This window comes from Pseudomonas moraviensis subsp. stanleyae (assembly GCF_036283065.1).
Lineage (GTDB): Bacteria > Pseudomonadota > Gammaproteobacteria > Pseudomonadales > Pseudomonadaceae > Aquipseudomonas > Aquipseudomonas stanleyae.
On record NZ_JAADJI010000004.1, the window covers coordinates 384,041 to 396,259 of the forward strand.

At 61.8% G+C, this 12,219-nt stretch carries 10 protein-coding genes; 1 reads left to right on the forward strand and 9 read right to left on the reverse strand.

The window, feature by feature from the left end; genetic code table 11:
• Positions 1-73: 73 nt before the first annotated feature.
• Complete coding sequence (locus GXB78_RS09150) at positions 74-1,582, forward strand: sensor domain-containing diguanylate cyclase (protein ID WP_329515166.1); 1,509 nt, start codon at positions 74-76, stop codon at positions 1,580-1,582.
• Positions 1,583-1,735: 153 nt separating this feature from the next.
• Here GXB78_RS09150 and lpxC read toward each other — a convergent pair whose 3' ends face one another.
• The 9 genes from lpxC to murD form a co-directional block, all read right to left on the reverse strand.
• On the reverse strand, positions 1,736-2,647 hold the full coding sequence (gene lpxC / locus GXB78_RS09155; RefSeq protein ID WP_007916984.1) for a UDP-3-O-acyl-N-acetylglucosamine deacetylase: 912 nt from the start codon (positions 2,645-2,647) through the stop codon (positions 1,736-1,738).
• Positions 2,648-2,759: 112 nt separating this feature from the next.
• Positions 2,760-3,956, reverse strand: coding sequence for a cell division protein FtsZ (gene ftsZ, locus GXB78_RS09160; protein ID WP_016773283.1), 1,197 nt, complete (start codon positions 3,954-3,956; stop codon positions 2,760-2,762).
• A gap of 67 nt (positions 3,957-4,023) precedes the next feature.
• Positions 4,024-5,283 carry a cell division protein FtsA gene (gene ftsA, locus GXB78_RS09165; protein ID WP_016773282.1) on the reverse strand — a complete coding sequence of 420 codons (1,260 nt, stop codon included), beginning with the start codon at positions 5,281-5,283 and terminating at the stop codon, positions 4,024-4,026.
• Between the two features lie 15 nt (positions 5,284-5,298).
• On the reverse strand, positions 5,299-6,165 hold the full coding sequence (locus GXB78_RS09170) for a cell division protein FtsQ/DivIB (protein ID WP_039761388.1): 867 nt from the start codon (positions 6,163-6,165) through the stop codon (positions 5,299-5,301).
• 4 nt (positions 6,166-6,169) lie between these two features.
• On the reverse strand, positions 6,170-7,144 hold the full coding sequence (locus tag GXB78_RS09175) for a D-alanine--D-alanine ligase (protein WP_016773280.1): 975 nt from the start codon (positions 7,142-7,144) through the stop codon (positions 6,170-6,172).
• The gene (gene murC / locus GXB78_RS09180; RefSeq protein WP_329515167.1) at positions 7,141-8,601 is read right to left on the reverse strand and encodes a UDP-N-acetylmuramate--L-alanine ligase; all 1,461 of its coding nucleotides are present in this window, start codon (positions 8,599-8,601) and stop codon (positions 7,141-7,143) included. Before murC ends, GXB78_RS09175 begins: the two co-directional genes overlap by 4 nt.
• Positions 8,594-9,664 (reverse strand): undecaprenyldiphospho-muramoylpentapeptide beta-N-acetylglucosaminyltransferase, encoded by a 1,071-nt coding sequence (murG, locus tag GXB78_RS09185; RefSeq protein ID WP_329515168.1) that lies wholly within the window; start codon positions 9,662-9,664, stop codon positions 8,594-8,596. The genes murC and murG overlap by 8 nt, the downstream gene beginning before the upstream one ends.
• The gene (gene ftsW / locus GXB78_RS09190; RefSeq protein ID WP_016773276.1) at positions 9,654-10,871 is read right to left on the reverse strand and encodes a putative lipid II flippase FtsW; all 1,218 of its coding nucleotides are present in this window, start codon (positions 10,869-10,871) and stop codon (positions 9,654-9,656) included. The genes murG and ftsW overlap by 11 nt, the downstream gene beginning before the upstream one ends.
• The gene (gene murD / locus GXB78_RS09195) at positions 10,868-12,214 is read right to left on the reverse strand and encodes a UDP-N-acetylmuramoyl-L-alanine--D-glutamate ligase (RefSeq protein ID WP_329515169.1); all 1,347 of its coding nucleotides are present in this window, start codon (positions 12,212-12,214) and stop codon (positions 10,868-10,870) included. Before murD ends, ftsW begins: the two co-directional genes overlap by 4 nt.
• Positions 12,215-12,219 lie beyond the last annotated feature (5 nt).

Here is a 12,219-nt window from a genome sequence, read left to right on the forward strand (position 1 = left end):
GGCAGCTCCTACAGGGTGAGCAGGCTCATTGTGCAACTACGCTTATTGGAATCCCTCAACCCGAACCCCCATCATGATCGCCAGCCGTACTCCTTCCATCGCAGGCCAGACCGGTCGCCCCGAGCGCCTGCTGATCCTCGGCAGTCTGCTGACCGTGATTGCGATGGTGTGCATCGTCACCTTCCTGCTGATCCGCGAGTACGCCAGTGCGCAGGACGCCGCCACCCGCCGTGCGACCACCATTGCGCAATTGATCGACGCCGACGTGCTGCGCACCGTCGAGCTGTACGACCTGACACTGCAAGGCCTGATCGCCGCCGCCCAGCGTGACGACCTGCAAAATGTCTCGCCGCAGATCCGTCATCTTGCGCTGTTTGATCGCTCGGCCACCGCGCGCTTCAAAGGCGACATTCTGCTGCTGGACAAGCATGGCGAGGTGATCGCCGACTCCTCGCGCATCGAACCGAAACCGGGCAATTTCGCTGACCGGGATTATTTCCTCGCCCATGCGTTCAACCGCGATGTCGGCATGTTCATCAGCCGTCCGTTCAAGACCCGTTGCGATTGCGACGAGGCCGATCAGTGGCGCATCAGCTTCAGCCGACGCATTTCCTCGCAGACCGGTGAATTCATTGGCGTGGCGGCGGCGTCGTTGAAACTCGACTACTTCGACGATCTGTTCAAAAGCCTCGACATCGGCACCGACAGTACCCTGAACATCATCAACAGCGACGGCGTGCTGCTCGCGCAGAAGCCGTACTTGCAGAGCGACTCGGTGGGCAAGAGTTTCGGCAATCGGCCCAACGTCGTGCGCATTCTCAACGACCGCGATGGCAGCGGCAGTTTCACCAGCACCTCCAGCATGGATAAACAACGCCGGCTCTACACCTACTCGCGGGTCGGCAATTTGCCGTTGACCGTAATGGTCGCGCTGTCCAGCGATGAAGTGTTCGGCACCTGGCGGCGCACGGCGATCTTGATCAGCGGCGCCACTGGCGTGTTGTGCTTGGGCCTGTTGTGGCTGACCTGGCTGCTCGCCCGCGAACTGCGTTTGCGCCATCGCGCCGAACGCGAACTGGCGCAACTGGCCGCCACCGATGACCTGACCGGCGTGGCCAACCGGCGCATGCTCGATCAGACCCTGCGACATGAGTGGTTCCGCGCGCAACGCTCGGGCCAGCCGCTGTCGGTGATGATGATCGATGCCGACCACTTCAAGGCCTTCAACGACCAGCATGGCCATCAGGCTGGGGATCAGGTGCTGCGCGAGCTGGCCAAGGTGATCACCGCAAATGTGCGGCGTCCGGCTGATCTGGTCGCACGTTATGGCGGTGAAGAGTTTTCGGTGATTCTCGCCGAAACCGACAGCGCAGGGGCGCAGCAGATCGCCGAGCAGATTCGTCAGGCTGTGGAAAACCTGCCATGGGCCGAGGGCGCAGCGCGGGCGATGACCGTGAGTATCGGTATAGCGACGTGGACGACAGCGAGCGAGATGACGCTGGAGCAGTTGCTGTTTGCGGCGGACAAGGCGTTGTATCAGGCCAAGGAAGGCGGACGTAATAGGGTGGTTGTAGCTGTCTGATAAGCGCAAAAGATCGCAGCCTTCGGCAGCTCCTACATTTGGAATGCGGTACTCCTGTAGGAGCTGCCGAAGGCTGCGATCTTTTGATCTTGTAAAAGGTATAAAAAAAGGCCATCCGAGGATGGCCTTCAAAAAACTAGAGAGGTTTTTTACTTACACGGCCGCAACAGGGCGCATGTAAGAGATCGGTGCGGTGCTGGCGTCTTCGAACGTCACCACTTCCCACGCATCTGTCTGCTCAATCAATTTGCGCAGCAGCTGGTTGTTCAGTGCATGACCGGACTTGAAGCCTTTGAACTCACCAATCAGGCTGTTGCCCAGCAGGTACAGGTCGCCAATCGCATCAAGGATTTTGTGCTTGACGAATTCATCTTCGTAACGAAGACCGTCTTCGTTCAACACGCCATCAGCGTCGACCACGATCGCGTTTTCCACGCTGCCGCCGAGTGCGAGGTTGTGCTTGCGCAGGTACTCGATGTCACTCATGAAACCAAAGGTACGGGCGCGGCTGACTTCTTTTACGAACGAAGTGCTGGAAAAATCCACGCTTGCACTCTGGGTGCGGTCCCGGAATACCGGGTGATCGAAATCGATCTCGAAGCTCACCTTGAAGCCTTCGAAAGGGACGAAAGTGGCGCGCTTGTCGCCGTCTTCCACTGTCACTTCACGCAGGATGCGGATGAATTTCTTGGCGGCGTCCTGCTCTTCCAGGCCAGCCGATTGAATCAGGAATACGAAGGGTCCAGCGCTGCCATCCATGATCGGGACTTCGGACGCGGAGAGCTCGACGTAGGCGTTATCGATGCCCAGGCCAGCCATGGCCGAGAGCAAGTGCTCTACCGTGTCCACTTTGACGTCGCCATTGATCAGCGTCGTCGACATAGTGGTTTCACCGACGTTTTCCGCGCGGGCAGGAATCTGCACCACAGGGTCGAGGTCAGCGCGACAAAACACAATGCCAGTGTCGACAGGCGCAGGCTTGAGAGTCAGATAGACCTTCTCACCGGAGTGCAGGCCTACACCTGTGGCACGGATAATATTTTTCAGTGTGCGTTGTTTAATCATGGCTTGGGCCGCTTCAGCGCAAATTGCGAACTGGTATCAACAAAGGCTGGCGATGATAGCAGACCATGCCTTTGCTGAACACCAATCACCTTCATAGCCCTGATACATTCCATCAATCGGCCTGACGGCGCAGGAATGCCGGAATGTCCAGGTAGTCCAGGTCATCCTGCGGATTCATCTTCGCGGCAGCCGCAGCACCGGCCTGAGCCTGGTTGCGCATGACGGTCGGACGGTCCAGGTCACGGTAGTTCACCGCTGGCTGCTCCTGACGGGCCGGCGCCGGTTGCTGCACCTGCGCCGAAGCCATGGAGGTGTGGACCGTGTTGTCGATAACCTTCACAGGCTTCTCGATTTTCGCGCCCAGACCGGTGGCAACCACGGTTACGTGCAGCTCGTCGCGCATGTCCGGATCGATAACGGTACCGACCTTGACCATCGCGTGCTCCGAAGCGAAGGCTTCGATGATCGAACCGACGTCGGAGTACTCACCCAGGGACAGGTCAGGACCGGCGGTGATGTTCACCAGAATGCCGCGCGCGCCTTGCAGGTTGACGTCTTCGAGCAGCGGGTTGCGGATTGCCGCTTCGGTGGCTTCACGTGCACGGTTCGGACCGCTGGCGCAGCCAGTACCCATCATCGCCATGCCCATTTCGCTCATCACGGTGCGTACGTCGGCGAAGTCGACGTTGATCATGCCCGGACGCTTGATGATGTCGGAGATACCGCGAACGGCACCGGCCAGTACATCGTCAGCCTTGGCGAAAGCCGACAAGAGGCTTGCGTCTTTGCCGAGGATGGTCAGCAGTTTTTCGTTCGGAATGGTGATCAGCGAGTCGACGCTTTCCGAGAGCATGCGGATGCCTTCGTCGGCGATCTGCATACGCTTGCGGCCTTCGAACGGGAACGGACGGGTCACGACCGCAACGGTCAGGATGCCCATTTCCTTGGCCACTTCAGCGATGATCGGCGCCGCACCGGTACCGGTACCGCCGCCCATGCCAGTGGTGATGAACACCATGTTGGTGCCGGCCAGTACTTCGGCGATGCGCTCGCGGTCTTCCAGAGCGGCTTGACGGCCGACCTCGGGATTGGCGCCGGCACCCAGGCCTTTGGTCACGCCAGTGCCCAGTTGCAGGATGGTCCGCGCGCCGATGTTTTTCAGCGCTTGAGCATCGGTGTTGGCGCAGATGAACTCAACGCCTTCGATGTTGCTCTTGACCATGTGATTGACAGCGTTGCCGCCGCCACCGCCGACACCGATAACTTTGATTACCGGGCTTGCGGGGATGTTGTCTACGAGTTCGAACATTTTCCCTCTCCTTACATTCTCTAGTTTTTTCGCCTACTGCTGTTTGTTGCGGTGTTGCGGTAAAGCTTTAAAAATTGCCTTGGACCCACTTCTTCAAGCGGTCCAGCAGCGGCGCCTGAGGCTCTTCGCTGCTGTAGCTGTCGCGGCTGCCGATGCCGGAGAACGAAACTCCGTCGGACTGCTTCTGCAGGCCGTACATCAACAAGCCAACGCCAGTGGAATAAATCGGGTTGCGCACCACGTCATCCAGACCTTTCACGCCATGCGGCACACCGAGGCGCACCGGCATGTGGAAGATTTCCTCGGCCAGTTCAGTGGCGCCTTCCATTTTCGAAGTACCGCCGGTGAGGACGATGCCCGCCGGGATGAGGTCTTCGTAGCCGCTGCGACGCAGTTCAGCCTGGATCAGGGTGAACAGTTCGTCGTAGCGCGGCTCGACCACTTCGGCCAGGGCCTGACGCGACAGTTCGCGCGGTGGACGGTCGCCGACACTTGGCACCTTGATGGTTTCACCGGCACCGGCCAGTTTGGCCAGGGCGCAGGCGTAGCGGATCTTGATTTCTTCGGCGTACTGGGTCGGGGTGCGCAACGCCATGGCGATGTCGTTGGTCACCTGGTCACCGGCAATCGGGATTACCGCGGTGTGACGGATCGCGCCTTCGGTGAAGATCGCGATGTCGGTGGTGCCGCCGCCGATGTCGACCAGGCACACGCCCAGTTCTTTCTCGTCGTCGGTCAGCACCGAGTAGGCCGAGGCCAGTTGCTCAAGAATGATGTCGTCGATTTCCAGGCCGCAGCGGCGCACGCATTTTTCAATGTTCTGTGCAGCGTTGACGGCGCAGGTGACCACGTGAACCTTGGCTTCCAGACGCACGCCGGACATGCCCAGCGGCTCGCGCACGCCTTCCTGGTTATCGATCACGTAATCCTGCGGCAGGGTGTGCAGCACGCGCTGGTCAGCCGGGATGGCCACGGCCTGCGCGGCGTCGAGCACACGCTCAAGGTCGGCCGAGCTGACTTCGCGATCACGGATCGCGACGATGCCGTGGGAGTTCAGGCTGCGGATGTGATTGCCGGCCACGCCGACAAATGCCGAGTGAATGCGGCAGCCAGCCATCAGTTGGGCTTCTTCGATCGCGCGCTGGATCGACTGCACGGTGGATTCGATGTTGACCACCACGCCCTTCTTCAGGCCGCGGGACGGATGCGTGCCGATCCCGACGATTTCCAGCTGGCCGTCGTCCGCGACCTCGCCTACCAGCGCCACCACTTTGGAGGTGCCGATATCCAGACCGACGATCATTTTGCCGCTTTGCACGTTTGCCATGGGTCCTGCCTCTTCTTAATTCTTTGCGACAGCGGGTTGGGCTGTCGTCGGCGCTACGGGTTCCCGCCAGCCAACAGCAAGGCCGTTGGCGTAGCGCAGATCGATGCGCGCAATGTTCGTAATCTGCTCTTTCAGCGTCTTGTCATAGATGGCGATGAAGCGGCGCATCTTTTCCACCAGGTTGCCGCGTCCCAGCAACAACTCGATGCCGGGGCCGGAGCTGCCGGCACCGGTGGTCAGGAACCAGCTGCCGCGTTCACGCAATTCCAGGCGTGCAATCGAAAAACCCAGCGGCCGCAGCATCTGGCTCAGCACCTGATACTGCTGCATCACTTGCTGCTGAGCCCGTTGTGGGCCGAACAGCTGCGGCAGATGTTCGTAGTTCGCCAGTTCCTTGGGCGTGAACGCCTGGCCCTGGTTGTTGAGCAACGACTCGTCGCCCCAACGCGCCACCGGCAATTGCTCTTCGAGGCGGATCACTACCTGATCCGGCCATACCCGGCGCACTTCGGCGTGGGCGATCCACGGCATCTGCTCAAGCTCGGTACGCATACCGGCGAGGTCGATGGTGAAGAAGCTCGACGCCACGAACGGCGCGATCCGCTGCTGCACCGCCTGCTGGCTGATGTAGCTCAAGTCGCCCTGCACTGCGATCTTGCTGATCGGCCGGTCGGCGTACGGCAGCAAACGCTGCGCGCCTTCGTAGGTGCCAAAGCCCAGCGCTACCAGCAGCACTGGCCAGAACAGGCTTTTCAGAAAGCTGAAATTGGCTTTCGGCAGGCGCGCGGACATCGGCTCTTTCGCCACCATTCGGCTGGCACCCCGCGGCACCGGCTTGCGGCCGGGTGCGGGTGGCTGATGTCTGAGATGAGCGCCTTGCATGGTCTTAACCTCGCGCCTCTGTTGCGCCTGCGTCTTCAACGCTGGCGGCCAGAATGGCCAGAACCAGTTGCTGGAAATCCAGACCGGCAGCCCGCGCCGCCATCGGCACCAGACTGTGATCGGTCATGCCCGGAGCGGTATTGACTTCGAGGAACCAGAACTGCCCGTCGGCGTCCTGCATCACGTCCGCCCGGCCCCAACCGGCGATACCCAGCGCCTCACAGGCCTTGGCCGTGAGTTCCATGAGTTCCTGTTCCTTGGCCGCGTCCAGTCCGCACGGAATGCGGTACTGGGTATCGTTGGCGATGTACTTGGCGTCGTAGTCGTAGAACGTGTGCGGTGTACCCAGGGCGATAGGAGGCAACACCTGGTCACGCAGGGTGGCGATGGTGAACTCCGGACCTTGAATCCATTGCTCGACCAACACTTGCGAATCGTAGGTACTGGCCGCTTTCCATGCGTCGATCAACTCGGACGCAGAATTCACTTTGGCCATCCCGATACTTGAACCTTCATGCGCCGGTTTGACGATCAAAGGCAAGCCCAGTTCCGTCGCGGCCGAAATACAATCGGCTTCGCTGCACAGCACGGCGTGGCGCGGCGTCGGAATCCCGAGGCTGTGCCAGACCTGCTTGGTGCGCAGTTTGTCCATCGCCAGTGCGGAAGCAAGAATGCCGCTGCCGGTGTACGGGATGCCCGCGCACTCGAGCAGGCCCTGCATGCTGCCGTCTTCACCGCCGCGACCGTGGAGAATGATGAACGCGCGGTCGATCTTTTCGCTGAGCAGACGCTGCAGGAAGTCTTCGCCCACATCGATACCGAACGCATCCACGCCTGCGCTTTGCAGCGCTTCGAGCACGGCGTTGCCGGATTTCAGCGAAACCTCACGCTCGGCACTCAGGCCGCCGAAGAGCACGGCGACGCGGCCGAAGTCTTTCGGCGCGATGGTGGAGAACAGCTTGGCGTAGGCAGCAGTCATTTCAACTTCCCCTCGACCGACGCCGCCACGGCGCCGGCGAACAACTCACTTTTCAACAGTTTCGGCGCGAGACCGCCGATATCACCAGCGCCCTGGCACAGCAGAATGTCGCCGGCACGCAGCAGCGGCTTGACCAGCGGCGCCAGGTCGACGCCACGCTCGATGTAGATCGGGTCGAGCTGACCACGCTGACGGATGCTGTTGCACAGCTTGCGGCTGTCGGCACCGGGGATCGGCTCTTCGCCGGCCGGATAGACTTCCATCAGCAGCAGCACGTTGGCGTCGGCCAACACATTGACGAAGTCGTCGTAGAGGTCGCGGGTGCGGCTGTAGCGGTGCGGCTGGTAGACCATCACCAGACGACGCTCCGGCCAGCCACCGCGCACGGCTTTGATCACCGCCGCGACTTCGGTCGGGTGGTGACCGTAGTCGTCGACCAGCATCACGTTGCCGCCATCCACCGGCAGTTCGCCGTAGACCTGGAAGCGCCGACCAACGCCCTGGAAACCCGAAAGCCCCTGAACGATGGCTTCATCGCTGACGCCCTCGTCGGTGGCGATGCAGATGGTCGCCAGCGAGTTGAGCACGTTGTGGTTGCCGGGCATGTTCACCGACACGTCGAGCGGCTCGCGATCCGGGCGCAGCACAGTGAAGAAGGTCTGCATGCCCTGCTGGCGCACATTGATGGCGCGCACATCGGCGTCTTCGCTGAAGCCATAGGTCACGGTCGGACGTTTGACCAGCGGCAGGATTTCACGCACTACCGGATCGTCCAGGCACATCACCGCCAGACCGTAGAACGGCAGGTTGTGCAGGAATTCGACGAAGGTTTTCTTCAGCTTGTTGAAATCACCGTCGTAGGTCGCCATGTGGTCGGCGTCGATGTTGGTGACCACGGCCACCAGCGGCTGCAGGTGCAGGAAGCTCGCATCGCTTTCGTCAGCTTCGGCGATCAGGTAACGGCTGGTGCCGAGCTGGGCATTGGTGCCCGCTGCGTTCAGACGACCACCAATCACGAACGTCGGATCCAGACCACCGGCCGCGAACACCGAAGCGATCAGGCTGGTGGTGGTGGTCTTGCCGTGGGTACCGGCGACGGCGATGCCGTGGCGATAGCGCATCAGCTCGGCGAGCATTTCTGCGCGCGGCACCACTGGAATGCGACGCTCAAGCGCTGTTGCGACTTCCGGGTTGGACGTGTTCACCGCGCTCGACACCACCAGCACGTCGGCGGTAGCGGCGTTTTCGGCACGGTGACCGATGAAAATCTGCGCGCCAAACGATTCCAGGCGCTCGGTGACCGGCGACGCTTTCAGGTCGGAACCGGAGACTTGATAGCCCAGGTTCAACAACACTTCAGCGATACCGCACATGCCCACGCCGCCGATGCCGACGAAGTGGATGCGCCGAATGCGGCGCATTTCCGGTTGTGGCATGGCTTTCTGATTCTCAACCATGGGCCACCTCCAGACAGGTATCGACCACGCTACGGGTGGCATCGGGTTTGGCCAGTCGGCGGGCCGCTTGGGCCATTGCTTCGAGTCGTTGCGGTTGCATCAAGACCTCTGTCAGGCGCGCGGCAAGATCCGCGGCACCAGTCGTTCTTTGCGGCATCAGGAAGGCAGCGCCTTCGCGGGCCAAATAATCGGCGTTGCGGGTCTGGTGATCGTCGATCGCATGGGGCAAAGGCACCAGCATCGAGGGCAGACCGGCGGCCGCCAGCTCACTGATGGTCAGCGCGCCGGCGCGGCACACCACCAGGTCAGCCCAGCCATAGGCCTGGGCCATGTCTTTGATGAACGGCTGCACCTGCGCTTCCACGCCCGCGGCGCGGTAACGCTCGGCAGTCACTTCATCGTGATTTTTGCCGGCCTGATGAAACACTTCCGGGCGCAGGTCGGCAGCGACTTGGGCCAGGGCTTCAGGCAGCAACTTGTTCAACGGTTCTGCGCCCAGGCTACCGCCAAGGACCAGCAAACGCGCTTTGCGCCCGGCCAGCGCCGGTCGCGATGTCTCGAGGAAAAGCTCGCTGCGCACCGGATTACCGGTGGTACGGCGGCTGTCCGACAGAGTAAAGGTGTCGGGGAACGCTTCACACACTCGGGCGGCGAACGGCACCAGCAACCGATTGGCGGTGCCGGCGACAGCGTTCTGCTCATGAACGATCACCGGCACGCCAGCCAGTTTCGCGGCAAGGCCACCCGGGCCAGTCACATAACCGCCGAAGCCGACTACGCATACCGGCTTCAGCCGGCGCATGATCGCCCGCGCCTGCCACACCGATTTCAGCAGCATCAGCGGCGCCTTGAGCAGCGACAGCTTGCCCTTGCCGCGCAGACCGCTGGCGTTGATCCGGTGCAGTTCAAGCCCTGCCGCCGGAACCAGTTCGTTTTCGATCCCGCGTGGCGTGCCGAGCCAGTGCACGGTGTAGCCGCGCGCCTGGAATTCGCGGGCGCAGGCCAGCGCCGGGAACACGTGGCCGCCGGTACCGCCGGCCATGATCAATACGTTAGCGCCCATGAGTCGGCTCCTCGGCGAAGTCGCTCTCCTGGAATTCCATCTCTTCGCTGCCCAGGTGGGTTCGACTCTCCCACTCGATGCGCAGCAACAGGCCCAGACAGGCGCAGCAGATCACCAGCGAGCTGCCGCCGTAACTGAGGAACGGCAAGGTCAGGCCCTTGGTTGGCAGCAGGCCGACGTTCACGCCGATGTTGATCAGGAACTGGCCGATCCACAGGAACGACAAGCCGTAAGCCACATAAGCGGCGAAGAACTGTTTGGCTTTCTCCGCCCACAGGCCGATGTACATGCCGCGAATACACACGAACACGAACAGCGCGACGGTGCACAGCGAACCGACCGCACCCAGTTCTTCGGCGAGGACCGAGAACACGAAGTCGGTGTGCGCTTCCGGCAGGTAGAACTGCTTCTGCACGCTGTTGCCCAGGCCGACGCCCAGCCACTCGCCGCGACCGAACGCAATCAAGGCTTGCGACAACTGATAACCGGCGCCGAACTGGTCGGCCCACGGGTCGGCGAAGTTGGTCAGACGCGCCATCCGATAGGGCTGCATCTGAATCAGCAACACCACCGCGCCAACCGCCAGCACCACCATCAGCGAGAAACGGAACAGTCCGACCCCGCCAAGAAACAGCATCGCTGCCGCCGCGCCCATCATTACTACCGTGGCACCGAAGTCCGGCTCCATGAGCAACAGACCGGCCATCGGCAGCAGGACAATGAACGGCTTGAAGAAGCCCATCCAGCTCTCGCGTACTTCTTTCTGCCGGCGCACCAGATAACCGGCGAGGTAGATCACCACGAACACCTTGGCGATTTCCGACGGCTGCACGTTGAAGAAGCTGAAACCGATCCAGCGCATCGAACCGTTCACTTCCCGTCCGATGCCGGGGATGATCACCATCACCAGCAGGCCGAACGCGCCGATCAGCATCATCCAGCCGAGGCGCTGCCAAGTGGCGATCGGGATCATCATGGTGACGATGCACGCGCCCAGACCCAGCACCACATATATAAGGTGGCGAATCATGTAATACAGCGGACTGCCCGACTGCGCCGCCGCCACTTCGGTGGACGCCGAAGCGATCATGATCAGGCCCAGGCCCAGCAGCGCCAGGCAACCGGCGAGCATCGGGAAGTCGAGGTCGATGCCACGCCCGGTGATCAGCGGCGACGGGTACGGCTTGATGATGTTTCTCAGGTTCATGCCAGTTCCTCCACAGCGCGGACGAACTGGTGACCACGGTCTTCGTAATTCTTGAACATGTCGAAACTGGCGCAGGCCGGCGACAGCAGCACCACGTCACCCGGTTGGGCGGCGGCGCGGCATTGCGCAACGGCGTCGACCAGGGAGGTCGCGCGGATCAACGGCACGGCATCACCGATGGCTTCGCCGATCTTGTCGCTGTCGCGGCCCATCAGCACCACGGCGCGGCAGTTGGCTGCGACCGGATCGCGCAGATCGTTGAACTCGGCGCCCTTGCCGTCACCGCCGGCGATCAGGATGACCTTGCCGTCGATGTCCGCACCCAAGCCTTCGATGGCGGCCAGAGCGGCGCCAACGTTGGTGGCTTTGGAATCGTTGTAATAGGCCACGCCGTCGAGATCGCGCACCCACTGGCAACGGTGTTCGAGACCGGCAAACGTGCGCAGCGCCGAGAGCATGGCGTCGAACGGCAGACCCACAGCGTGACCCAGTGCCAATGCTGCGAGAGCGTTGGACTGGTTGTGCGCGCCGCGAATTTTCAGTTCACGCACCGGCAGCAGATTCTCGAATTCGAAGGCCAGATACTTCTCGCCGTCTTCTTCGCGAATGCCGAACGCCTTGAAATCCGGTTTGCTCAGGCCAAAGGTCCAGCATGGCTGGCCTTCGCCGATCAATGGACGGCTGAGGGCGTCCTGACGGTTGACCACAAACTGCCTGGCGCCGCGGAAGATCCGGTGCTTGGCCAGGTGATACGCCGGCAGACCGCTGTAACGGTCCATGTGGTCTTCGCTGATGTTCAGCACGGTGGCGACTTCGGCGTTGAGCTGGTCGGTGGTTTCCAGCTGGAAACTCGACAGTTCCATCACGTACAGCTCGACATCATCGCTGAGCAGGTCCAGCGCCGGGGTGCCGAGGTTGCCGCCAACAGCGACGCGCTTGCCGGCCGCAGCCGCCATCTCACCGACCAGCGTGGTCACGGTGCTTTTAGCGTTGGAACCGGTGATCGCGACGATCGGCGCCCGCGCGTTACGCGCGAACAGCTCGATGTCGCCGGACATTTTCACGCCACGGGCTGCGGCGGCTTGCAGGGCCGGGGTCGCCAGCGCCAGGCCGGGGCTCACGTAGAGCTCGTCGGCACGGCAGAGGAATTCGACGTCCAGCTCGCCACAACGCACTTCCACGTGCGGATAGTCACGCTTGAGCGTGGCCAGTTCCGGTGGATTTTCCCGCGTGTCGGCCACGGCAAACGACGTGCCCCGGTTCGCCAGGAAGCGAACCAGGGACATGCCGCTCTTGCCGAGGCCGACAACGATGCGGAAGTGGTCAGAAGCGATCAGAGACACTCGTT

Bases quoted from the DNA above. Each gene is read 5' to 3' on its own strand.
- GXB78_RS09150 (WP_329515166.1), top strand. From the start codon at position 74: ATGATCGCCAGCCGTACTCCTTCCATCGCAGGCCAGACCGGTCGCCCC.
- lpxC (WP_007916984.1), bottom strand. From the start codon at position 2,647: ATGATTAAACAACGCACACTGAAAAATATTATCCGTGCCACAGGTGTA.
- ftsZ (WP_016773283.1), bottom strand. From the start codon at position 3,956: ATGTTCGAACTCGTAGACAACATCCCCGCAAGCCCGGTAATCAAAGTT.
- ftsA (WP_016773282.1), bottom strand. From the start codon at position 5,283: ATGGCAAACGTGCAAAGCGGCAAAATGATCGTCGGTCTGGATATCGGC.
- GXB78_RS09170 (WP_039761388.1), bottom strand. From the start codon at position 6,165: ATGCAAGGCGCTCATCTCAGACATCAGCCACCCGCACCCGGCCGCAAG.
- GXB78_RS09175 (WP_016773280.1), bottom strand. From the start codon at position 7,144: ATGACTGCTGCCTACGCCAAGCTGTTCTCCACCATCGCGCCGAAAGAC.
- murC (WP_329515167.1), bottom strand. From the start codon at position 8,601: ATGGTTGAGAATCAGAAAGCCATGCCACAACCGGAAATGCGCCGCATT.
- murG (WP_329515168.1), bottom strand. From the start codon at position 9,664: ATGGGCGCTAACGTATTGATCATGGCCGGCGGTACCGGCGGCCACGTG.
- ftsW (WP_016773276.1), bottom strand. From the start codon at position 10,871: ATGAACCTGAGAAACATCATCAAGCCGTACCCGTCGCCGCTGATCACC.